Raw genomic sequence first — 23231 nt, 5'->3', positions numbered from 1 at the left:
TTTCCGCCAGAAATACACTTACTACATGCTTCGATTACAATGTTCATTTTCGTTTTCAAACATTTTATCTTTCGTTGAAGGAAGCTTGTTACATGCCAGCCAAGTTGACACCGTCATACAGCCAGACATCCGCGCAAACGCTCAATCTGCGACAGCAAGAATTATTAGCGAACGTACAAAGAGAAGGCTTTGCTTCGGTCGAGCAACTTGCAGCGCAGTTCCGTGTGACGCAGCAAACAATACGGCGCGATATCAATTTACTGGCTGATTTGAATTTATTGCGCCGCTTTCATGGCGGAGTCGGCCTGACTTCCAGCGCGGAGAACATGGCATATAACACACGCCAGACTTTGCTCTCTGACGAAAAACGCCGTATCGCCGCTTTGGTGGCGAGTCACATTCCTGATCAGGCCACTCTGTTTATTAACCTGGGTACCACAACGGAAGAGATCGCGCGTGCGTTGTGCCATCACAGGAATTTGCGGGTGATTACCAATAACATGAACGTTGCCAGCATCATGAGTAATTATCAGGATATCGAAGTGATAGTGACCGGTGGTGTCGTGCGTGCGCGTGACGGTGGTTTAACCGGTGAAGCGGCCGTGGATGTGATCAGTCAGTTCCAGGTCGACTTTGGCATCATCGGCATTTCCGGCATAGAAATGGATGGCACCTTGCGCGAATTTGACTACCGGGAAGTGCGGGTGTCTGAAGCGATAATCAAACATTCGAGAACTGTATTTTTAGCGGCAGACCATACGAAATTTGACCGCCCTGCGCTGGTCAAATTGGGGCATTTATCGCAGATCGATGTGCTGTTTACCGATCAGGCAGTACCGGAACAAATGCATGCGACTTTTGACAAAATCAAAACCAAGATTATGCTGGCTTGAGAGCCGTGATCGCACGAGAGCCTGAGCAGTAAAGCTTCTGAGTTACTTCAACGCTACTTCAGCCAACAGCCATTCGCGAAACGCGCGCACCTGTGGCTTATTAAGTGACTGCTCCTGGTACACCAGATGATAGGAAACCGGGCTGGGTATTTCTATCTCAAACAAGCGGACTAACTGGCCACTTTCTATATCAGAATGCACGATTGCATGACGCCCCAGAGCGATGCCCTGACCGTCCACTGCGGCACGCGCCAGGATAGACGCGTCTTGGTAAACCAGGCCACTGGTTGGCTCTTCATTGTCTAAACCCGCAGCGCGAAACCACGGTTCCCAGGGCTCTTCTTCGCAACGCAATAAATGAGATGCTGCCAATTCAGCGGGCGTCGCTGGCAATTTACCACCGTGATAGCGCGGACTGACCACGGGGTAATAATAATCGCCCATCAAAAATTCAGACACCAGACCAGGATAATTACCGAGTCCAAAACGTATGCCAATATCGATAGAATCACGCGAAAAATCGGCCAGTTGATTACTCGATTGTAAACTCACCTCTAAATCCGGATAGTGTTCAATAAAGCGGCCCAGCCGTGGTGACAACCAGCGTGCCGCAAACGAGGGTAATGAAGTAATCCCTAGCCGTTTTTGTTGATTACGCTTTTGCAATTGCTCGGTGGCTTCAGCTAAATTTTGCAAACACAAACGTATCGCTGCCGCATAACGCTCACCTTCAGCATTCAACACCAGGCGCTTACCGTGACGCGTAAATAATTCTATGCTCAGCTCTTCTTCCAGCGCACGTACCTGATGGCTGACCGCGCCGTGGGTAAGATGTATCTCTTCTGCCGCTTTAGAAAAATTCTGATGTCGCGCAGCGGCTTCAAATGCGCGCAGCGCTGCAAAATTAGGCAGTTTTCTGATATCCATTTTTCATATATCCATCATCAGCAAGACACATAACAATACTAATTTTATTAGCAAGCAAAGCCAAAATTTCTCGTTTTGTCGATGAATTAGAAACACCTACAATACGTACGTCTCAATGCAGCATTGAATTTCCCTCTGATAAATCAATTTTTATTGGTTTTTTGCTGCACAACAAGGAGCAAGGAAATGACAAATAATTTTGCAAACCCATCTTACACGATCACTGCTGGAAAAACACTGTCCGGCGTGTCCCCTGTTGAGCGACAAATCAAAGTTGTATGTGGCCGGGTCTGGCTGACAATCGCCGGCGATGACAGTGATTTCTGGCTCACTGCAGATGAATCAGTCGTCATTCCAGCGCATCGTATGGTCGTGCTGGAAGCAGATCAACAAGCAAGTATGATCGAATTACAAACAATCACCAGCCCGGCTGCTGCCTATCAGTCCGAATTCGCAGTGACAAACTACTTGCAAAAGCTGACACAAAAGCTAAACCACGTCTTTGCTTAATGGCACAGACACAAGCTACAAGAGGCGAGGCAAGCCGCTTGTAGCTGCTTCTGGCTGCTTATGGCTATTGATAGCTGGTTGAGCGCAGGAAAAACGACTATCGCCAGTCAAGGATGTTAAACTAGCGGTCTATGCAAAACAGCACCTCTACTTCCACTACCCCCATCATTCTGCAGCGTGGCATTGAGCCTTATCAGCAGACCTACGATGCAATGCGCTCATTTACCGATGCGCGCGATGCCAATACACCTAATGAATTCTGGATAGTCGAACATCCGCCGGTATTTACGCTGGGACTGGGTGCGGATCAGTCGCATGTGTTGGCGGCGCATGATATCCCCGTGGTACAGACGGATCGCGGTGGTGAAGTGACGTATCATGGGCCAGGCCAGGTCGTCATTTATCTGATGATGGATCTGCGCCGCAGCCATGCGCAGGCCAGACTGTTTGCACGCGAATTTGTATTTAAAATTGAACAAGCCGTCATCGATACCCTCGCTCATTATGGCCTGGCGGGAGAGCGCAAAGAAGGCGCTCCCGGCATTTATGTCTGCACTGGCCCCTGGAATGGCGCCAAAATTGCAGCATTAGGATTGAAAGTACGCGGCAATGGCTGCACCTATCATGGTGTATCACTGAATGTCGATATGAACCTCGCCCCCTTTTCCTGGATCAATCCCTGCGGCTATGCGGGACTGGCTACCGTGGATATGAAAACCCTGGGCGTGCAGGCAGCATTGGCCGATGTACAGCAAAGACTCGCACAGAATTTACAAGACCTCTTATCCGTTACTCACGAAACTCCCTGATTTTTCGAAACGCTCCGTATCATGACAACCGAAAATACACCTGCATCCCCAGATACTACAGCCAGCCCAGCGGCCTACGATCCTACTGAAAAACAAAAAGGCGCGAGCAAAACTGCGCGTATCCCGATCAAGATCGTACCGATGGAACGTCTGCCTAAGCCAGACTGGATACGGGTGAAAGCCGGTTCGCCGACTACGCGTTTCTATGAAATCAAAGACATTCTGCGCGCTAACAAACTGGTTACCGTCTGTGAAGAAGCGTCCTGCCCGAATATCGGTGAGTGCTTTGGCAAAGGCACTGCGACTTTCATGATCATGGGTGACAAATGCACACGCCGCTGCCCGTTCTGCGACGTTGGTCATGGCCGCCCGGACCCGCTGGATGTGAATGAACCTCTGAACCTGGCCAAAACCATTGCGGAACTCAAACTCAGCTATGTGGTGATTACCTCAGTCGACCGCGATGATTTGCGTGATGGCGGTGCAGCACACTTTGCAGAATGCATACAGAAAATCCGCGAGCTGTCACCAGTGACACGCATAGAAATCCTGACGCCGGATTTCCGTGGCCGTATGGACCGCGCACTGGAAATCCTGAACATGGCACCACCGGATGTGATGAACCACAACCTGGAAACCGCACCACGCCTGTACAAGGAAGCACGCCCCGGTTCTGACTATGAATATTCGCTGAACCTGCTGAAACGCTTCAAAGAGCAGCATCCACATGTGCCGACCAAATCCGGCATCATGGTCGGACTCGGTGAAACCGATGAAGAAGTTTTACAAGTCATGCGTGACATGCGCGCACACAATGTCGACATGCTGACCATAGGCCAGTATCTGGCACCAAGTGGCCACCACTTACCAGTACGTCGCTATGTGCATCCTGACGTATTCAAAATGTATGAAGAAGAAGCGTATAAAATGGGCTTTGCGCATGCTGCGGTCGGCGCGATGGTACGTTCCAGCTACCATGCAGATCAGCAGGCGCATGGCATAGGCGAGTAATCAAAGCCTCACTCTTACGCTAAGCTTTGGGGTGTCACGCCAGCAAAATCTGGTCTGACTAACCCACAAAACAAGCATTTAAAGGCCGGCATGTACGCAAATACAGGCCGGCCTTTTTGCCTGTGTGATTCTCTTAGAAAGGTGTCACTGTCACTACCGGAATCGAGCCACTGATATTCAGATTTCCAACCGTTGACACAGCCGGGCTGACGACACCGATATTCAACGGTGTGATGGAAACGACCATCTGACATTGAGAATTCGCGGGCACACTGCCGAAAGTGATAGAGGCCGTGCCGGATGAGGAGTAAGAAAAAGAACTCGCGGTACAGCCAAATTGCGGACGCTGGGTAATCGTCACATTCGCCCCAAAATCGACGCTGAAACCGACTCCACTCACAGCCACTGCATTTCTGTTGGTAGCTGTAAATGTATAGGTGCTGATGTTTCCTTTTACTACACTCAGCGGCGTTGCTGCAATGGTCAGTGCAGACGGAACAATTGGCGCATCCGTGCTGCCACTACCACCACCGCATGCACTTAAACCAAACAGACTCATGCTGATTACGCCAGCAGGCAAGATACGATTTTTCAGAAAATTCTTCATCAATTCATCCTTTCATTTTCATCTCAGAATCAGGTCATCGCTCATTACTGCATCTCTTTATACCTCTGGATGACCACAGTGGAAAAGTCATTAATACTATCGCTGTTTTCTGCTGTATTTTTTGCACCGGCACTGTTGGCACTGGCAGCAACTGCCCGTCAGACCAGCGAGACTGACTAAGACTCATATATCGCGTCAGCGACCTTGTTCCTGATTTTTTGGGCGGTACAGCCTCGCTAAAATTGAATACAGGCCCCATCTTAACACACGCGTTTTCGCCTCCTGCCGGTTAGCAGAACAAACCATCCTTGTGCATTGCATGAAACAAGGATACGCCGTTTTTCTTTTTTATTATGTTTCTGTAGCTTTTCAGTCGTGTCGTGTTGCTCCTGCAAAAAAGAAGTAACAGCAAGTTGCAACAAATTAATATTTTTTCTTTTCAAATGACTCTCTGCCAAGGACAGGCTACACCTCAAAAAGCGCGGATGCTGGTTTCAACGCAGACTGACTGCACTCTGTGACAGCAGAGCCCCGGCGCTGAGTATGCATACTTAGTTTGCAATATCCACATGATATTCATACAAAAACGCATTTATTAAAGTACAAATAAGCGTGCAAAACTTTGATACACAGCAACAGTTTCTCGCGCTTAAGCTACAAGCTCCTACCCCCAGCTGGAGACACGACGATGAAGCAAGGTAAATATATATTGGCCAGTTCATTGCTTGCAGCCGTAAGCGCCTGCGGCGGCGGCGGCTCAACGACGGCGACAGATAATCCACAAACCCCACCAAGTGCAGCGATACCGGCGCCGGTTTCTGTTCCTATCGTTGTGAGTGATGCGTCGTCGGAAAACTGGGCCGCGATCAATGTCACCATACTTTCGCTGACACTGACAGATGCCAGTGGCAAACAAACCGGCAATCTGCTAAGCGCGCCATGGTCAGGAAATCTGGAACAATTAGATAACATTGCTTCCAGTTTACAGGCAGCCACTTTAGTGTCAGGCAATACCTACACCGGAGCCACGCTGACGCTTAGCGCCAACCCCGGCGATGTGTCTTTGGTGGTTGCGAGTGACCCTGAACCAGGCTTCCCGGAAGCTGCCAACGCGGTGATCCCGGCCAGCCGGATTCAGATACAGGGGACACAGGGTGCAACTGGAGCGCTGACTGTGACAGTAGCGGTTAAACTGGCCCAGCCTTTCACCGCACCACAAGCCAGTTCCGCCACCAATCCAACACCAACCACCAATTCAGGTGCGATCAATATCGAATTTGATCTCGATCATCCCGCCTTTATCATCGGCCATGTACCTGCAGCCGGCGCAGCCAATATCTGGTCAGTCAACTTCAACGGTCCGGTCAGACACAAGCCAGTCAACGATTTAACGCGCCTGATACTGAATCATCAATATGCAACTGTAACCAGCGTTTCACCAAGTATCAACACGGTGGTATTCGAACTCAATAAAGCGACACTCAGCAATGGCAGCTATATCGCATCAGATACCGGCAAAGCGCTCACAGCCAGCCTGGACAGCAGCAATGGCACCCTGTTCTACGACCTGGATAATCCAGCCAATAATGCGACGATTAAAGACTTCAGTAACAGCGCCATCGTCACCGCCTTACAACAGCCTGGCGTCTATGTACGCATTGCATGCCGCTATCAGCAAAACGGCAGCTTTGTACTGACTCGTATTTATGCTTCAAAATCCTTCAGCAAAGTTTTCATCAGTCCTGAGGGACATATCATCCATGTCGACAATAATGCGGGCAGCAGTTTCTGGATGGATCAGGCAGATGGAAAGCCAACGAAAATCCTGATTGACCCGACAAGCAAATTCTTTTTCCGCAATCCGAATGCTGCTTCAGACGCGACGCCGATAGGCAGTGGCAGCGCTTTTGTCAGCGCCAGAAATCTGTTGCGTGGTTTCAAAGTCAAAGTAACACCGGTTGATGCCAGCGCAAATCCGCTGCATGCGAGCACAGTCGACATAGAAGCCGCACCGTTCAACGGCCGCATCGGCAATGTCAGTGCGAGTGGATTTAATCTCGGCTATCAGTTTAATACCTCTGATGACAACTACAGCTCTCCTCTGACTTATATCAGCGGCACCACCGCAAATGGTTTTGATCCGCTGAACCCCAGCGTTGCGATATCCGGTTTTAAATTCTCGAATTATGGTTTTCCTACTTTAGTTACTTACACCGCTGCTGGCACGGATGCGATCAAGACTTTCATTGCCACCACTGGTGGTACTAACAATGCAGCGATCAGTTTCGGCACCGCTGCGACAGCTTACTATGCACAAGGCCAGACTTATGCAGTATGGGGCGATGCGGCTAATAAAAATGGCTGGTCAGCGCCATATGCAGTGTTAACACCAATTACTATTCCAAGGACATCGGTAGCGAGCGCCTTGGTTGCTGGCACGGGTAGTAATCAATACAGTTTCAGTATCAGCGCTAAGGGGGGTACAAAAACTGTCACGGTCAATGTTAGTTCAGCAACAGGAGCCGCTACACTGGTGTATCAGGTGGACCGTAGCAAAGACGTAGTCAGTATCACGCCGCAAGACATGACGACCAGTGCTGGTTTCAGCGCATTGCAAACTGCACTCGCCACCAGCGGCACACGGGTCGAAGTCACAGGCATACCGCAAGCTGATGGCTCATTGAAAGGCAGCACCATCAAATTCTATACCGGCACCCAGCAATCCTCAGAGCGCTGATCGTTTTTACTGCGCGCTGTAAAAACAACAAAGCGTCCCCCGCCAGGGAGACGCTTTTTTCTTTTTTTGAATTCTCAAGTCAGGGTATAATCGTGGGTTCAGCAAGTTTCCGCATGTTTGCCAGCCCCAGTCTGGTCTGATCCGGTCGCTTTCTGCAGAGGCTCAGTTCAGATGAACGCTCTGCCAGCAAGTCCTGTTTTTGTCTTGCAGCGTATCACGCAGCACAAGTTCAGCCCTTACTCCTCACCAGCGAAACGCATACGTGCGTCTCATCCCGATTATCCGTGCGCAGTCTGATGCGTACCGGCGTAACAGCAGCCAGCTGCTGGCTTACGTCATCACTAGAAAGAGCCAACATGGCAAAAGAAGAATTATTGGAAATGCAAGGCGTTGTCGAAGAAGTCCTGCCCGATTCACGTTTCCGCGTCAATCTGGAAAATGGTCACCAACTGATCGCCTACACCTCAGGCAAAATGCGTCAGCATCACATCCGTATTCTGGCCGGTGACAAAGTCACTTTGGAAATGTCGCCCTATGATCTGAGCAAGGGCAGAATTACTTTCCGCCATATCGAAAAACACACAGGTGGTGGCGGACAGCCGCGCCGTCGTTACTAATCAGTTCAGGCTGACTGTGTGAGCAGCGCCAGCATCTCGCGCTGACTGCACAAGCGCGCACCCATCTGATTTTTGACCAATACTTTTTGCTCCTGCTGCGCATCACCGGCGGCATCCGCCAGATTCCAGGCACGCCAGGATACAGCTTGTCCTTGCGGGAACAAAATTTCTCCATCCAGTGGCAATTGCTGCTGAAAGCGACTCAGCAACTGTAAGGCCTGCTGCAATTGCGCCGGATCGGCTGGCCGGAAGAGTAAATCGATCGGGGATAGCGTCTGCAGATAAGGCTGGCCTGTCAAAAACTGCCAGGACAGCGCACCAAAGACGCGAAAGCGCAAACCAGCAGCTGCCGCGCTCTGCTGCAAAGCACGCAAGTCATTTTGCCATTCTGGTAAAGCCAGTGGTAATACCGTATTGAGTGCCAGTCCGGACTGATGTTCTATGATGTGTTCGACCTGTACCCGGACTGCGAGGCGACGGCGCTGTCCATCTTGACCGGGCAGTTCCAGCCCTATACAAACCTCATCGTCTGCCGCGTCGCTGTCGCGTCTGCGAACTACCGCTGGCCACTCCTGCTGCCGCCAGTCACGTACAGCACTTTGCCAAGGAGAGGATAGTGCAGCCGCCATGTTTTCCCAAGCCTGATGGGAGAGCCAGACCAGATCATGTCTTTGAAATTGTTCTACCTGTTCCACGTATGCACTCATTAATTGCGTTTTGCTGAGGATAATACGGCATCTGCAATATATTGCGCCAACCTTCTTCCACCACGCTGCAGCCCCAGCAGAGCGCGGCGATCTGGCCCCGCCCGATTTGCCAAAGCTGCCAAAATAAGTTCTGGCGTCGGCTGCGACCAGATGGCATCAATGCCACCCATTGCCCAATAATGCTCAACACCCGGTGCAAAGCCAGGATCACTCTGATTCAAAGTGTGCACTTTGTCTTCACTCATACCTGTGATACTGGCCATCGCTGAAGCTGCCATCACGTGTATCTGCGCAGCTTCCAGCGCATAGCACTGATCTGCCATCATGCCAGTTGCGACAATTGCGCCAGACAGAGCCTGATCATAAATCAACGCCAGCACCGGCATTTCTGCCATGCGCGCCAGTTGCAGACACTTGGCCAGATGGGCCATAAAACGTGGCAGGCCCAGCATTTCTTCCTGTCGTCGCAGGCGCTGGCCTGCAGTATCGATGAGTAACAACAGCGGCCGTTGTGGCTGCTGTTGTACCGCTTGCAGTACCAGTGCCGCCATCTGCCACGCGAGTTCCACCCCTATCACGGCATGCTGGCGTAATGCAATCAAACTCCAGCGCTGTGCCGCTATCGACAACTCACCATGCACCAGTTGTGCGTCGCCCTGCAGCTTCCAATCCGATGCCGATACATTCATTAAGACCTGCAGCAAGGGATCATCCTGCAAAGTCTGCGCAGTACAGGAAGTAGCGGTTAGCTGGTCAGATAACAATGCTGCTTGCAAACGTCGCTGCAGAAATTGATGCTCATCCACGCATTGGCTCAGTGTGAGGGCCGCAGCAGAGGAATAACGCTGTATCAATTCAGGCAGGACGGCGCGGAAGCTGGCAATATCAGCGGACAGCAATTGCACGATATCGCCCTGTTCCCAACGGTGCTGCGCTCCTGTCGTCGCCATGATCTGCGCCTGATCAGCAGGATCATATTCGGCGCGACCGCAGGCACTGGCGATGACCTCCGGGCCGGACATGCCTAATCTGGCGTTGGCCGACATCACGATCGCGTTAGCACTGTGAGCGACTAAGCCCATCCCACCGAAGCAACCACGCTGTCCGCCTATCAGCATGAGTACAGGAATACCGGCGGCACGCACTTCCAACACGGCGCGCAGCAATTCGGCAATGGCGAGTAAACCCGCATTTGCTTCCTGCAAACGCACACCGCCTGAATCGCCTAACAGCACTAAGGCCGCTGGCCTGTCCTGTAACGCGAGGCGACATAGTCCCAGCAATTTAGCGCCATGAATTTCACCCACCGAGCCCCCCATGAAACGCCCATCCTGCGCCGCCAGATACAGCAATTGTCCGTTCAGATAGCCGCTACCGATTACCACGCCGTCATCTGCAGCCAACGGCAATCCCAACGCCTGTAGCTGCGGGCTATGTTGAAGTTCAGAGGGAGGCAAAATTTCGCAAAACGCGTCAACCAGACCAGCCAGCCGCTCACGTGGACTGGCGTTGGCAAAGTTCAGGGCCGGATTGGATAGGCGGGATGTCATGCTAGCCAATTAATGCTGATTCGTAGCCTGGCGTTGCGTATCGAAAAAGTAAGTCATGCGCTTACGCGGACTCAGATAGTCATAGACTTCCGGCGCCAGTTGGCCGGGTTTCAGACTGGCTGCAATTTCAACCGAAATTTCATGCTCCAGATCCAGAATAATGGCTTCGCTTTTGGGGACGGATGGATCGTAGATCAAGACGCTGGGGCGTAATGGTTTGCCGGAATTGACCGCCACCACCATACCCAGCGTGCCATCGGATAACTTGACGATAGTACCCGGCGGGTAGATGCCCATACTGCGGATAAACAGATTCAGTGCAGCAGTATCGAACTGCTTGCGCATATGTCCGAACATATGCGCCATCGCTTCATACGGACTCAGTGAGTCTGCCGGGTCAGCGCGGTTGCATAAATTATCGTAGGTATTGGTGATTGCCACTATCCTGGCCAGCGGGCTGATTTTATCGCCGCGCAGGTAATTGGGATAACCGGCACCATCCGCGTATTCATGATGCTGAGCGATGATGTCTTTCACGGGTTTAGCCAAACCGAGTTTATCGGCGATCTGTAGGCCATACATCACATGCTGCTGCAACAGATTTTGCTCTGCACGGCTCAGCTCGCCTGCTTTGTTAGCAATCCGGTCAGGAATTTCTATCTTGCCGATATCATGAAACAGACAACCTATGCCCAGCAGCTTGATATCCTGTTCTGAAAATGCGAGCTCTTTGGCCAGCATCATGGTCAGGACGGTCACATTCAAAGAATGAAAATAAGCTTCTTCACCTGCGATTTTGTCATTCATGAGATGAATCGCGATGTCTTTATCGACCAGCAAGGATTCCAGCATTTGCTGTATCAATTCATCCGCCTGACGCACCGACTCCTGGGGTCGCGCAAACAGATTACGGGTAATGTTCTTTAAGGTACCCGCTGCTTTCAGCAATTGCTTTTCACACGCAGCAATTGCTTCGCGCTCCCTGATCAGCCGGTCTATTCTGGCTTTCTTTTCACGGATTTTTTCTTGTTCCTCAGGCGTAGGCTGCGCAATCGCTGTCGGCATTTCCAGCGCTACCACTGCGGCCGGAGCGAGAGGCCTGCAATCTGAACGGGCCGGATTAACGCGCAGAGTTTTTAAACCCAACTGGCGTAAGGCCTGTAACTCAGCTTCGGTTTTGATCTTAAAACTATTGAGCGCAAAGGAGTGCTCCAGCCATGGCAAATCTATATGCACGTATAAGCCTATGCATAATTGCTCAACTGGAATATTAACAGTAATAGGTGCCGCGCACATGTTAGTTTTGAGTAAAAAAAAGACACTGCATTATAGAGCCTGAGATAGAAGCTGATAACAAACTGACAGCCTGCTGTTTGCCAGGCTGAGGCATTTGAAAAAATGCCGCGAATGGCTTAAGCAATATTCAACACATAGTGAGATATTTACACAAATTAACCATGTTTTACACTATTCGCTCAAGTTTTAGCTGAGGCTATCGTTAGCAGCATCACCGCAGGCTCATCCTCGTGAGAACACCATGATTCCGCTAAAACCCATGCTGCCACTCAGGCACACACTGGAGCAACATGCACCGGACACCGCTGCAAGCCATACAAATAAAGGGCCACATGATAACAACAAACAACAAAACGACTGGCCACAGACTGAAAGACGCACGACAAACCGCAGACAACAGGACAGACGGGGGGTACAAAGTGCAATTCTGCTCAATACCCGTAAAGCGCAGGGAAGACGCAAAACTTCAGGCCGCCGCGCCAATGATCTGAGTGCCAGCGGTACTGCGCTGCTGGGTATTTCAGTGAAAGGCTGAATTGCGTTTAGATTTCATCCAGCGCTACGCCATCCCTGCCTGACCTGACAACTCAGCTCAGCAAGCGGCCACATTAAGGCTTTCCGTTTACGCCGGCGATCACTGCGTATGAATGGGGAACGCCGGGCGTCATCAGTGAGCAGCACGCCACAGCAGACTGGCAGCGACACTACACATCAAAACAATAAATCCCTGCTGCACGATGCGCGACGGTAAATAACTAATCAGGCGGCGTGCGAATAACATGCCCACTATGGTTGCAGTGACAAATACTGCAGATAAGACCAAGGGTAATTGCACACCGTGCATCAGTGCCGATCCCACCCCCATACTGCCGACCAGAGAAATAAAAAACAGCGAAGTTGCGACCGCGCCATGCATACTCAGATTGGTGAATTGCCTGAGCATGGGCACAATGATAAAACCACCACCCACTCCCAGTAAGCCAGTCATCAACCCGGCCACACCGCCGATAGACGCAATCAGTGCGCCGGTTCCTGCGGTCCAGTCAAAACGTCCGGTTTGCTGATTAACACGCGCCAGTGCCGTTTTATTATCCGCCCCAGCTTCGTCCTGCTTCAGTTGCATCGTCAGACGTGCTGCCGCCAACAGCAAGACCAGTGCGAATGTTCCCATCAGCCAGGTTTGCGACAACCGATGTGCGAGTTGTACACCGAGCCAGGTAGGCACAGCAGCGGCCAGTGCCATCACAATTGCGGCACGATAACGGACCAGCCCTTTGCTGAAGCCTTCAACACTGCCAATCAGTGCACCAGTGGTCACTGCCAGTAACGCCACTGGCATTGCCTGCTGCATGCTCCATCCCTGGCTATAGACGAGAGCAGGAACCGCCAGCATGCCACCACCGGCACCGGTCAGCCCCATGACCAGACCGATCAACAGCCCGATGCAGGCAGCGATGATCTGTGCAGTGAATTCAGTAAATAGCAACAAGGTGTCTCCTAAAAACAGGCCGCTTGCCCGCGAACAAAGCAATTGGCAAATGGCACAACTTTGTTATGATAGTTGACATTCTTATTTTCAGGCAAACCTCGCTATGGCTGCGCACATACACAGCTTCTACGATACGCAGACAGGTACTGCGACCCATCTCGTGTTTGATGAGGAAGGGGGCACTGCCGCCATTATCGACCCCGTACTCGATTATGATGCCAAATCAGGACGTACAAAGACCACGAATGCGGACCTGCTGCTCAGCTTCCTGCGTGAACACAAACTGCAATTGCGCTGGATATTGGAAACCCATGCCCATGCAGATCATCTGTCAGCCGCAGCTTATTTGCGTACGCAAGCGGGTGGACAAATCGCCATCGGCGCACGCATAGGCCAGGTTCAGCAAGCCTTCAAAACCATCTTTCATCTCGAACCGGAATTTGCCATCGATGGCAGTCAGTTTGATGTGCTGTTTGAAGATCAATCGATTTTTAATATAGGCCGCCTGAGCTGCCGGGCGCTGGCGGTACCGGGTCACACACCGGCAGATATGGCGTATCAGATAGGCGATGCGATCTTTGTTGGTGACACCCTGTTCATGCCTGATGTGGGTACAGCGCGCTGTGATTTTCCGGGTGGCGACGCACATCAGCTGTATCAGTCAATACAGAAACTGCTGAGCTATCCCGCTGAGACGCGCCTGTTCCTGTGCCATGATTATCCACCGGCTGGCCGTGCCATCAGCATGCAAACCACAGTGGCTGAGCAAAAAGCACATAACATCCACATCAGGGATGGCATCAGCGTAACAGACTTTGTACAAATGCGGCAGCAACGCGATGCAGGCCTCGACATGCCAGCCCTCTTACTGCCATCGGTACAGGTGAATATCCGCGCGGGTGCCTTTCCTCCGGCGGAATCGGATGGCGTGCATTATTTAAAAATACCGCTCAATCAGTTTTGAATCAGTTTTAAATCAGTCTTAGGGAAGAAGGAAATCAGCATGAACTCTGCCATTCGCCGTATCGCAATCAGTACCGGTGGCGGTGATGCGCCCGGCTTAAATGCGGTGATCCATGCGGTCGTCAAAGCTGCACATCAGCGCCGATGGGAATGCTTTGGTATCCGTGAAGGTTTCAATGGCATCCTGCGGCCGGACCGCTATCCGCAGGATGGCATCATCCCGCTCAGCACGCAGATGGTGGAACAAATTTCCCATCTGGGCGGCACCATACTCGGCACCACTAATCATGGCAATCCGCTGCACTATCCGACCACCATGCCCGATGGCAGCGTGCAGGAATGCGACCGTACACCGGACATACACCGTGCTTTAAGAGAGCATCAAATTGATGCGCTGATCTGCATCGGCGGAGATGGCACGCTGACGATTGCGAATGCCTTGCATGAACAGGGGCTGCGAGTGATCGGCGTTCCCAAGACCATAGACAACGATCTGGATAAAACCTTTACTACTTTTGGTTTTGATACCGCGGTCGCCTTCGCCACGGAATGCGTGGACAGATTGCACAGCACGGCATCGGCACACCAGCGCATCATGGTAGTCGAAGTGATGGGACGTTATGCTGGCTGGATCGCTCTGCACAGCGGCCTGGCCAGCCATGCACATGCCATACTGCTGCCCGAAATTCCTTACGACAATACTAAGCTGAGTGATTTTCTGATCGCCAGAGAGCAGGCTGGTCATCATTATTCCATCGTCCTGGCAGCCGAGGGCGCCACAACCATACAAGGACAACGCGAAGTACAACAAGCAGCCAGCGCCGGTTATGTGGAGCGTCTGGGAGGCATAGGTGAACAACTGGCGCATAAGCTGCAGGCCAGCACAGGCAAGGAAGCCCGTGCTGTGGTGCTCGGACATTTACTGCGTGGTGGCAGTCCGACTGCGTTTGACCGCGTGTCTGCATTGCGCTTCGGTGCAGCAGCAGTACGTGCGCTGGAACAGGATATGTCCGGCGTGATGGTGGCCTTAGCTTTTCCAAACGTGAATTATGTACCACTGGCAGAAGTGGCAGGCCGCATGAAGGCCGTACCGGCCGACAGCGATACCTTGCAGACCGCGCGCGATCTGGGCATCTGCCTGGGCGACTGAGCTGGTGGCTCAGTCTCAGTGCAGCTTACTGAGCTGACCGCTGGTGATAGCAGACTCGGGCAGCTTCCATTGCTGCATGAATTCTGCAAACTGCAATGCAGGAAGCGGTCTGGCGTAGAAATAACCCTGTACTTCATCACAGGCATGCTGCTGCAAGAAAGCGAGTTGCTCCTGGGTCTCCACGCCTTCTGCTATCGTCATCAGCCCCAGATTGCGCGCCATACTGATAACAGCGCTGACGATAGCCTTATCTTCAGGATCACTGTTAATGTCACGCACAAAGGACTGGTCAATTTTCAGCTTATACACTTTGAATTGTTTCAGATAGCTGAGTGAAGAATAGCCGGTACCGAAATCATCGATAGACATTCTGACGCCCTGCTCATGTAACTGATTCATGATAGCGATTGCCGCCAGCGGTTCATGCATGGCCACACTCTCGGTCAGTTCAAGTTCCAGACAAGATGGCGGCACCGCCGCTTCGTGCAGTATTCTGGCAACCATCTCCGGCAAATCTTTATGGCGGAACTGAACTGCCGACAAATTCACAGCCATCAGCATGTCTTGCATCCCTTGTGCGCGCCAGTCACGCAGCTGATTGACCGCGGTGCGCATCACCCATTCACCGATTTCTAATATCATGCCGCTTTCTTCTGCGACCGGAATGAATTCAGCTGGTGAAACCATGCCTAATACCGGATGACGCCAGCGTAATAAGGCTTCTGCACCGATCACCTGATCACTGTGCAAAGAAATTTGCGGCTGATAATGCAGTTCAAACTGATTCAGGCTCAAGGCATGGCGTAAGGCATTCACCAGTTCCAGGTGTCGTAATGAGCGATCCTGCATCTCTTGCGTGAAGAAACGGAAAGTGTTGCGGCCAGAGTGCTTCGCCATATACATCGCTGCATCTGCGTTCCGCGACAAGGTTTCCAAATCCCGCCCGTCACATGGATACATGGCGATACCTATCGATGGCGTGACATTGAGTTCAAAGCCGTTTATCGTGAATGGTGCACTGACCACATCGATCATCTTTTGCACCACTTTCTCTACTTTATGTTCATTGATATTCGTGAGCAAAATGATGAACTCATCCCCGCCCAGCCGCGATACCACATCATCTTCCCGCAAATTCCCGGCCAGGCGTCCAGCCAGGTCAATCAACATGGCGTCGCCGATGCTGTGTCCCAGCGTATCATTTACATCCTTAAAGTGATCCAGATCGAGAAACATCAAAGCAATTTTTTCTTGATTTCTTTCTGCGATCCTCAATGCGACACGGGCTTTTTCCTCCAGCAGAGTTCGGTTCGGCAAACCGGTCAGCGCATCATAATGCGCCAGGTGACGGATACGTTCATCGTTTTTTTTCTTATCGGTGATGTCTTCCTGTATCGCGAGAAAATGGGTCACCACGCCGTGTTCATCGCGGATAGGAGAGATATGCGTCAAATCAACATGCTCCACCCCATTCGCATAACGATTGATTAACTCGCCTTTCCAGCTTTCACCGCGTTTCAAACAATCCCACATTTCCACATACGTCGCCGTTGCTGTCTTACCTGACCTCAGGATACTGGGTTTTTGTCCCTTTACCTGCTCCAGCGTCATGCCTACATTCTGCAAATAGCAGGTATTGGCATACTCAATTTGTATACGCTCATCGACAATCATAATGGCATTTGAACTCTGTGCCACTGCCTGCGACAACTTGCGCAAGGCATCACCAGATTGTTTGCGCTCTATGCCAATAGCAATCAGACCTGCCGCCATTTCCAGCAACTGCAAAGAAAACTCAGAAGGTTCCCGCACTTCTTCATGATAAATCGCAAACGCACCTATGGGCTGACCGGCAGAAGAAAAAATTGGCTCAGACCAGCAAGCACGCAAACCAGCTTTTTCTGCCAGCGGCCAATAATCTTTCCAATAGGGATGGGTAGACAAATCGGCAGCGATAGTTCTCTGACCGGTCGCGATCGCGTTACCGCAAGAGCCAACGCCGGGGCCAACATGCACACCCTGAATCGCATTACTATAAAAATCCGGCAAATTTGGGGTTGCGCCTGTTTTGATGCTGACTCCGTCACTATCGAGCAACAACACAGAACAAATAGATTCCGGAAGCATGGCTTCCACTTTTAACACCACATCCCGAAACAAGTCAGACAAGCTGATTGCTGCGGTAATTTTCTCCAGCATAAAGCTGCGCAATTCTTCCATCTGCAAGGCATGCTGTTTTTCCGCTTCCAGTTCGAAACGGTTTAATACATGGCCTACGTCAATCACGAACTCGGATAACAAAGTCTGCACTACCTCATCAAATGCACCTTGGGACTCTGCATAGAGATTGAAAGTTCCGACCACTTGCTGATGCGTAGACAAAGGCAGCACTGCCGCAGAACCCCAGCCATGACGCTGTGCTAATACGCGCATTTCAAGCGGCAATGCAGGGTCGCTCAAATCCTGACACCATACCGGCTGATTAGAGGTAAATGCCTGCGTTTGCAATAAGTGACTCTGTCCCGATTGTTCACTCTGAAAGAACTGGTTGTACTCAATATCGTCCACGCCGACGCCAAACCAGGCGGGTGCAAAGAATCGATTCTGCTTTTTGTCGTAAATCGCAATCCATGCCATCTTCAGTCCAGCCAATATCACCGCATCACGACAAATACGCGGAAACAGATCTTGCTGTTCAGTGATGCGCAGTATCGACTGATTGCATTGTGCGAGCGCCAGATACAATTGATTGATGCGTTGATTTTTTTGTTCTTCTGCATTCTTCTGCTGTTGTATCTGTGCCAGCTTGTTCTGGGTAACCTGGATCCACCCCATCACACTGTCACGGTGATAGCTCGCTTCTGTCGCAGGCTGTTCAAACTCGCCCTTGCTCAGACTGACCAGACTGGAATGCACGGCACTGACATTCGCCCCCAATACCCGCGACAATGAGCGGTATGCGTGCCACAACAAGCCAACTGTGACAAAACCTATCAGCACAAACAAAAGACGCAGTTGGTCAGAATATTTTTCTGCATCCACCAGTGCCTGTTGCAAGCGATGCTCCATCAGATCATGCGCTTCTTCGATAGGGCGCATGATAGAAAACTTGGCAGCACGATAGGCCTCATCATGTAACATCCGTATCGCACGGTCGCGGCTGCGGTCTACATAGGGTCCTGGATTTTCAACCAGATACATCGCTTCGCGCTCTATCTTGGTCAGGATATCTGAATTGGTTTTTGCCAGCTCAAGCTGCTTGAATTCCTGTTCGCTGAGGCCAGCCTTTTGCATCAATTGCATCAAAGGAATACCACTACTGGCCACTGTGTGCTGATGTGCGCTTTCTCCCGGTGTCAGATCCCAAAAACTATGCCGGCCGGTAGCGGGGCGTGGTCGCTTTCCTTCACGCACATCCAGTATGTAGAAATAGTAATTTTTATAGGTCAGATCACCGGTAACTACATAACTACGTACCATGCGGGTTAAATCATCCGAAGTCTGTAACAGCTCTTCCGATAAATCATGCGATAAAAACCGGTTTTCATTGATACGATCAATCTGCTTTTCCGCCTGGAAATAAAACACAAAAGCCAGCGCGAACAGCGCAAATGACACCAGCGTCAGCCAGAAGCTACGGGTAAAGACAGATAAACTCTGGTCAGCAATCATTCCACTATCCTCAGGTTCGCGATGGCAGGGCGCGACATATGCATGAACGGCCCTTTACTATCTTAGTTCGCGCAACAAATACTTTTAGGAAATACCGAAGACTTATTGCCCATTGTCAATCAAGTGTCAGACTTAGACAACAAGACTCAGGCACGCAAGGATAAATAATTCCCAAAGGAAACAATTGTTTTCATTGACGATCAGCTTTGTGCGCGCTTAGATAAGGCAAATCAATTGGGAAAGCGAGGAAAGCTTTAGGCTGTATGGAAAGCCAGTTGGGAAGGGCGGCTAAGGCGCTGAGCAGCGCTTAAGGCAGCTCAGCGCGGCCGGCTGTGGATGTTTGACGCTATCCACAGCCTGCTAGCAAGGCATCAGGTGCTGAGTTCCTGATCCAGCTTAGGATGAATACGAACCAGCACGATACGGGGTCCATTCATTTTTTTAACAACGGCATCGAAACGTTCGAATACAATTTTCTGCCCTTCGGTCGGTAAATCGCCAAGTTTTTGCATGATCAAACCACCGATAGACTCCACCTCATCATTATCGAGATCGAAGCCCAGCGCCATGCCCAGCGTATATAAAGGCAGGCTGCCTTTACCGATCAGGGTGCCGTCATCCAACAGTGTCCAGTCATTTTCATTCTGACGGAACTCATCGCGTATTTGCCCGACCAATGCACCCAGCAGATTATCCAGGGTCAGAAAGCCGACCGGCTTGCTGCCCTTATGCCCGACAATCGCGAAATGCGGTGCGCCTTTACGGAAGCGACGAAATAATTCCAGCGCAGGCATCGTTGGCGGTACATATTCGACCTGACGCAAATGCTTGCTCAGGTCATCCAAAGGCTTACCGGCTTGCTGTGCCAGAAACAAGTCTTTCATGTGCAACATGCCTAAGACGGTTTTTTCATCTTCATCGAAATACGGATAACGGCTGAAACGGTTGCGCATGGCAGTCGCCATGTTTTCTTCCAGCGTGGCAGACTTATACATCGCTGCAACTTCATTAATTGGGCGCATCAGGTCGGAGATTTCCAGGCCACCAAAATCCAAGACCTGCGCCATGATGCTCCATTCATCGCGGGTTTCCTTATCACCATCATGTCCACCGCGCAGGATCAGCTTCAGTTCTTCCGGAGAATAATGCGCATCGCCACCATGGGAAGCATCCAGCCCCAGCCAGCTTAAGACTTTGTTGGCACTCTTATTCAGCGCCCAAATGACAGGGAACATGCCCCAGTAAAACGCATACAAAGCCGGCGCAGTCCACAGCGAGACTTTTTCCGGCATGCGGATCGCCATTGATTTCGGCGCCAGTTCACCGACGACGATATGCAGGAAGGAAATGACAAAGAAGGCGAAGAAAAATGAGACGCCATGTATCAATTCCTGAGAAGTGACACCGGCCAGTGCGAACAGCGGCTCAAGCAGCCGCGCGAAAGCAGGTTCACCGATCCAGCCCAGCCCCAGCGAGGCCAGCGTGATCCCCAATTGACAGGCGGACAGGTAGGTGTCCAGATGTTGGTGTACGGTTGCCAATAAGCGGCCGCGGAATCCCGCGCTTCTCGCAATACTGCGCACCCTTGTCTGCCGCAGCTTGACCAGACCAAATTCTGCAGCAACGAAAAAGCCATTTAACAGAACCAGAAAAAAAGCAGCAATGACCAGCAATAAATTATTCAACGCCATACTCTCAGAATGAACACCACGCTACTGTAGACTAAATTGGCAGCATTTGCATACGCATAAGGCGGTTTTCTGTACGATTAGGAACTTTTCCTACAAGAAACAGGTCTGAATACCAGATGATTCTTGAACCTCCACATGCAGCCCGACCTGCGGCTGCCAAGTCAAATCCGGTAAAGCCGCATGACAAAGCCTGCAAAATACGTTACAAACCTGCTTATTCAACAGACAATTCTTTGCTGCAAGGTATTCTGCATGGATGAATACAGCAAGTAAGGCGGAATACCGCCGTACTGTGCGCATCAGGAACATCCTCTGACCATCTGAGAAGGAGTAGCTATGTCTTTTGACATCATACTGACAGAGATAGAACAGGCGCTGCAACAAGATGTGCAGTGCAAGGAGTTACTTCATGCGCGCGCGCTGATCGCAGCGCTGCGCCCTGAACGCATCGCTGATGTGCAGCGTGCCACCGATAATGTACGCGCGCTGTGCTTCGTGCTACGCCAGCACAGAAGCTGGCGCCTGGCTTTACGCCAATATCTGATTAACCTGATCGGCAAACGCAAACTGGTGCACTTGCTGACCGATACCGGCATCACCCTCAACAACGGCTTCTGGGGTGCAGCCGCGACCCGCATCGTTAACCGCATGCTGCCACCATTAATCAATGATGATTATGTCAAAGACATCTTCGGTCAGATCTTCCATCATCCCAAAGATTATCTGTGGGTGAATGGGGTTGCCAATTCGGTCTGGCATGATCTGATACTCAGCACCGGCTTACGCGCACGCACACCACGCGCTACCCATGCGGCACTGACCAATGAAGTTTTGAATGCGGTGCAGGTACTGTCTTACCGTATCACCACCATCGGTCTGGAAGCAGAACTGGTACGCAATTATCCGGCGATAGAGAAATTTGAATCCCCCTTCCTGCGCCAGAATGACGAGATCAATGACTATGTGCTGGCATATCGCGGCTGGCTGATGGACCGCAGTCAAGCCCGTGAAGATTGCCGTCAGATGGAAGTACTGCTGACCCAATGCGAAGACATCGTGCTGCGCATTCGCAAAACTGCCGCTGTCACCGGTGTCTCCATCAGTCTGACCCGGCTCCTGTTGCGCCTGACCCAAAGTATGGACCGTCTGCGCACCTTGCTGGCCATACTCGATAGCCAGGATGCCACGCAAACCATAGACATCAGCATTCCGCTGTTTAAGGAATTAGTCTGTGCAGATAATAAGCAACACAGCTTGCGCGAGCTCATGCAAAGCAATACCGAACTATTGTCCTTGCAAGTCACAGAAAGGGCCGGTAAAAGCGGCGAGCATTATGTGACCAATACCCGCGCTGAATGGCTGGGCATGTTGCATTCAGCGCTGGGGGCTGGCTTTATCGTCGGCTTCATGGCCCTGATCAAAATACTGTTCGGTGCGATGAGCATGGCGCCATTTGGCTATGCCTTGCTGTACAGCCTGAACTATTCATCCGGCTTCATGCTGGTCCATGTGCTGCACTATACGATTGCCACCAAACAGCCTGCCATGACGGCCGCGCTAATCGCGCGTGCGATTGATGAAGGCAAACAAAAGCTGGATGAACTGGTTGAACTGATCGTCAAAGTCGTCCGCTCACAACTGATTGCGATAGTCGGCAATATCGGATTAGCCATGCCAACTGCCTACATCATTGCCTGGCTCTGGTACGGGGTGAGCGGCAACCATCTGGTCAGCCCGGAAAAGGCGCAGCACTTACTGCATGATCTGGACCCGCTGCATAGTCTGGCCCTGCCGCACGCGGCAATAGCCGGGGTTTGTCTGTTTTTATCGGGACTAATTTCCGGCTACTACGATAACAAGGCCAGCTATGCGCACATCCCCGCCCGCCTGCGACAACTAGGCTGGCTGCGTGCGGTGCTGGGCGAAGCCAGATTACAGCGCGTGACCGAATACATAGGCAATAATCTGGGTGCACTGGCAGGGAATTTCTTCTTCGGCATCATGCTGGGTTCTATCGGCCAGTTCGGTCAGTTCTTTGGTTTGCCAGTCGATATACGGCATATCACTTTTTCCAGTGCCAACTTCGCGTTTGCACTGGTCGGACTGGAACATCAGATGGACTGGCACCTGATACTGTACACCTTGCTGAGCATCCTGCTGATCGGCCTGGTCAATCTGGGTGTGAGTTTCAGCCTGGCCCTGCTGGTGGCCTTGCGGTCGCGCCGCGTCAGTTTTGGCAAAGGCAGTCATTTGCTGGGCTTGCTATGGCGTCGCTTCAGAACCGGTGCGCGTGACTTTTTTCTGCCTGAAAAAGCACCACAACCAGCAGCAGAAACCGGGCAGCCTGCAGCAGATGAATGCGATGCATTGACATCTGCCCCTGCTACCGGGGACGAGCATCGCACCGAGCCAAGCTTCAACGCCCTGCCTGAAGCTGGCAAGCAAGCTGCTGATCAGGCAAGCACTGGCGAAGAACAGCCGGCAAACAAGGGCGACACAGCGGAATCCACTACTCCAGCGCGTCAGCAATCGCTGCTGTAAAAACAGGCGTCTGACCACCCGCATTGTGGTCAGACGCCTTTTTATTCAGGACAGTGCGCTT

General features: G+C 51.5%; 18 protein-coding genes. 10 read left to right on the top strand and 8 right to left on the bottom strand.

Going from position 1 to position 23231, the window contains the following annotated elements; translation table 11 throughout:
• The first annotated feature begins 92 nt into the window (after positions 1-92).
• Positions 93-893 carry a DeoR/GlpR family DNA-binding transcription regulator gene (locus H8K43_RS04070; RefSeq protein ID WP_162021650.1) on the top strand — a complete coding sequence of 267 codons (801 nt, stop codon included), beginning with the start codon at positions 93-95 and terminating at the stop codon, positions 891-893.
• A 42-nt stretch (positions 894-935) separates the two neighbouring features.
• Here H8K43_RS04070 and gcvA read toward each other — a convergent pair whose 3' ends face one another.
• Positions 936-1820, bottom strand: coding sequence for a transcriptional regulator GcvA (gene gcvA / locus H8K43_RS04065; protein WP_186902680.1), 885 nt, complete (start codon positions 1818-1820; stop codon positions 936-938).
• Between the two features lie 123 nt (positions 1821-1943).
• Between gcvA and H8K43_RS04060 the strand changes: the two genes are divergently transcribed.
• The 3 genes from H8K43_RS04060 (at position 1944) to lipA (ending at position 4150) form a co-directional block, all read left to right on the top strand.
• Positions 1944-2330: a DUF2917 domain-containing protein gene (locus H8K43_RS04060; protein WP_186902679.1), complete on the top strand. Its 387-nt coding sequence runs from the start codon at positions 1944-1946 to the stop codon at positions 2328-2330.
• A 131-nt stretch (positions 2331-2461) separates the two neighbouring features.
• Positions 2462-3139 (top strand): lipoyl(octanoyl) transferase LipB, encoded by a 678-nt coding sequence (gene lipB / locus H8K43_RS04055; RefSeq protein WP_186902678.1) that lies wholly within the window; start codon positions 2462-2464, stop codon positions 3137-3139.
• Positions 3140-3160: 21 nt separating this feature from the next.
• Positions 3161-4150: a lipoyl synthase gene (gene lipA, locus H8K43_RS04050; protein ID WP_162021646.1), complete on the top strand. Its 990-nt coding sequence runs from the start codon at positions 3161-3163 to the stop codon at positions 4148-4150.
• A 133-nt stretch (positions 4151-4283) separates the two neighbouring features.
• On the opposite strand, the gene H8K43_RS04045 is transcribed toward lipA, so the two are convergent.
• On the bottom strand, positions 4284-4757 hold the full coding sequence (locus H8K43_RS04045; RefSeq protein ID WP_186902677.1) for a hypothetical protein: 474 nt from the start codon (positions 4755-4757) through the stop codon (positions 4284-4286).
• 688 nt (positions 4758-5445) lie between these two features.
• On the opposite strand from H8K43_RS04045, the gene H8K43_RS04040 reads away from it, so the two are divergent.
• Together H8K43_RS04040 and infA are read left to right on the top strand one after the other, a co-directional pair.
• On the top strand, positions 5446-7494 hold the full coding sequence (locus H8K43_RS04040; RefSeq protein WP_186902676.1) for a hypothetical protein: 2049 nt from the start codon (positions 5446-5448) through the stop codon (positions 7492-7494).
• A gap of 356 nt (positions 7495-7850) precedes the next feature.
• Positions 7851-8111 carry a translation initiation factor IF-1 gene (infA, locus tag H8K43_RS04035; RefSeq protein WP_162021642.1) on the top strand — a complete coding sequence of 87 codons (261 nt, stop codon included), beginning with the start codon at positions 7851-7853 and terminating at the stop codon, positions 8109-8111.
• Between the two features lie 5 nt (positions 8112-8116).
• Here infA and mdcG read toward each other — a convergent pair whose 3' ends face one another.
• Genes mdcG through H8K43_RS04020 form a run of 3 tightly spaced genes read right to left on the bottom strand, consistent with a single transcriptional unit; the run spans position 8117 to position 11664 of the window.
• A complete protein-coding gene (gene mdcG / locus H8K43_RS04030) occupies positions 8117-8818 on the bottom strand; it encodes a malonate decarboxylase holo-[acyl-carrier-protein] synthase (protein WP_186902675.1) in 702 nt (233 codons plus the stop codon).
• Positions 8818-10368, bottom strand: a complete 1551-nt coding sequence (locus H8K43_RS04025; RefSeq protein WP_186902674.1) for a biotin-independent malonate decarboxylase subunit beta — start codon at positions 10366-10368, stop codon at positions 8818-8820. The genes mdcG and H8K43_RS04025 overlap by 1 nt, the downstream gene beginning before the upstream one ends.
• 9 nt (positions 10369-10377) lie before the next feature.
• Positions 10378-11664 carry an HD-GYP domain-containing protein gene (locus H8K43_RS04020; protein ID WP_186902673.1) on the bottom strand — a complete coding sequence of 429 codons (1287 nt, stop codon included), beginning with the start codon at positions 11662-11664 and terminating at the stop codon, positions 10378-10380.
• A 241-nt stretch (positions 11665-11905) separates the two neighbouring features.
• Between H8K43_RS04020 and H8K43_RS04015 the strand changes: the two genes are divergently transcribed.
• A complete protein-coding gene (locus tag H8K43_RS04015) occupies positions 11906-12199 on the top strand; it encodes a hypothetical protein (protein ID WP_186902672.1) in 294 nt (97 codons plus the stop codon).
• A gap of 132 nt (positions 12200-12331) precedes the next feature.
• Here H8K43_RS04015 and H8K43_RS04010 read toward each other — a convergent pair whose 3' ends face one another.
• A complete protein-coding gene (locus H8K43_RS04010) occupies positions 12332-13153 on the bottom strand; it encodes a sulfite exporter TauE/SafE family protein (RefSeq protein ID WP_268970395.1) in 822 nt (273 codons plus the stop codon).
• A gap of 103 nt (positions 13154-13256) precedes the next feature.
• Here H8K43_RS04010 and H8K43_RS04005 point away from each other — a divergent pair, with 103 nt between their 5' ends.
• Both H8K43_RS04005 and H8K43_RS04000 read left to right on the top strand, forming a co-directional pair.
• A complete protein-coding gene (locus tag H8K43_RS04005) occupies positions 13257-14117 on the top strand; it encodes an MBL fold metallo-hydrolase (RefSeq protein WP_186902671.1) in 861 nt (286 codons plus the stop codon).
• Positions 14118-14156: 39 nt separating this feature from the next.
• Positions 14157-15266 (top strand): 6-phosphofructokinase, encoded by a 1110-nt coding sequence (locus tag H8K43_RS04000; protein WP_186902670.1) that lies wholly within the window; start codon positions 14157-14159, stop codon positions 15264-15266.
• 15 nt (positions 15267-15281) lie between these two features.
• Here the strand turns inward: H8K43_RS04000 and H8K43_RS03995 are convergent, their stop codons facing one another.
• Both H8K43_RS03995 and H8K43_RS03990 read right to left on the bottom strand, forming a co-directional pair.
• Positions 15282-18938 (bottom strand): sensor domain-containing phosphodiesterase, encoded by a 3657-nt coding sequence (locus tag H8K43_RS03995; protein WP_186902669.1) that lies wholly within the window; start codon positions 18936-18938, stop codon positions 15282-15284.
• 371 nt (positions 18939-19309) lie between these two features.
• On the bottom strand, positions 19310-20623 hold the full coding sequence (locus tag H8K43_RS03990) for a hemolysin family protein (RefSeq protein ID WP_186903018.1): 1314 nt from the start codon (positions 20621-20623) through the stop codon (positions 19310-19312).
• Between the two features lie 342 nt (positions 20624-20965).
• On the opposite strand from H8K43_RS03990, the gene H8K43_RS03985 reads away from it, so the two are divergent.
• Positions 20966-23170 (top strand): site-specific recombinase, encoded by a 2205-nt coding sequence (locus H8K43_RS03985; protein ID WP_186902668.1) that lies wholly within the window; start codon positions 20966-20968, stop codon positions 23168-23170.
• Positions 23171-23231 lie beyond the last annotated feature (61 nt).

Origin of the sequence: Cognatundibacterium curvum (assembly GCF_014284235.1) — a bacterium.
Classification (GTDB): Bacteria; Pseudomonadota; Gammaproteobacteria; order Burkholderiales; family Burkholderiaceae_D; genus Undibacterium; species Undibacterium curvum.
Note: the sequence above shows the minus strand (reverse complement) of the source record. Positions and strands in the feature narration are given on the sequence as shown.

Coding starts and splice junctions, on each gene's coding strand:
- H8K43_RS04070 (WP_162021650.1), top strand. CDS start 93: ATGCCAGCCAAGTTGACACCGTCATACAGCCAGACATCCGCGCAAACG.
- gcvA (WP_186902680.1), bottom strand. CDS start 1,820: ATGGATATCAGAAAACTGCCTAATTTTGCAGCGCTGCGCGCATTTGAA.
- lipB (WP_186902678.1), top strand. CDS start 2,462: ATGCAAAACAGCACCTCTACTTCCACTACCCCCATCATTCTGCAGCGT.
- lipA (WP_162021646.1), top strand. CDS start 3,161: ATGACAACCGAAAATACACCTGCATCCCCAGATACTACAGCCAGCCCA.
- H8K43_RS04045 (WP_186902677.1), bottom strand. CDS start 4,757: ATGAAGAATTTTCTGAAAAATCGTATCTTGCCTGCTGGCGTAATCAGC.
- H8K43_RS04040 (WP_186902676.1), top strand. CDS start 5,446: ATGAAGCAAGGTAAATATATATTGGCCAGTTCATTGCTTGCAGCCGTA.
- infA (WP_162021642.1), top strand. CDS start 7,851: ATGGCAAAAGAAGAATTATTGGAAATGCAAGGCGTTGTCGAAGAAGTC.
- mdcG (WP_186902675.1), bottom strand. CDS start 8,818: ATGAGTGCATACGTGGAACAGGTAGAACAATTTCAAAGACATGATCTG.
- H8K43_RS04025 (WP_186902674.1), bottom strand. CDS start 10,368: ATGACATCCCGCCTATCCAATCCGGCCCTGAACTTTGCCAACGCCAGT.
- H8K43_RS04020 (WP_186902673.1), bottom strand. CDS start 11,664: ATGTGCGCGGCACCTATTACTGTTAATATTCCAGTTGAGCAATTATGC.
- H8K43_RS04015 (WP_186902672.1), top strand. CDS start 11,906: ATGATTCCGCTAAAACCCATGCTGCCACTCAGGCACACACTGGAGCAA.
- H8K43_RS04005 (WP_186902671.1), top strand. CDS start 13,257: ATGGCTGCGCACATACACAGCTTCTACGATACGCAGACAGGTACTGCG.
- H8K43_RS04000 (WP_186902670.1), top strand. CDS start 14,157: ATGAACTCTGCCATTCGCCGTATCGCAATCAGTACCGGTGGCGGTGAT.
- H8K43_RS03995 (WP_186902669.1), bottom strand. CDS start 18,938: ATGATTGCTGACCAGAGTTTATCTGTCTTTACCCGTAGCTTCTGGCTG.
- H8K43_RS03985 (WP_186902668.1), top strand. CDS start 20,966: ATGTCTTTTGACATCATACTGACAGAGATAGAACAGGCGCTGCAACAA.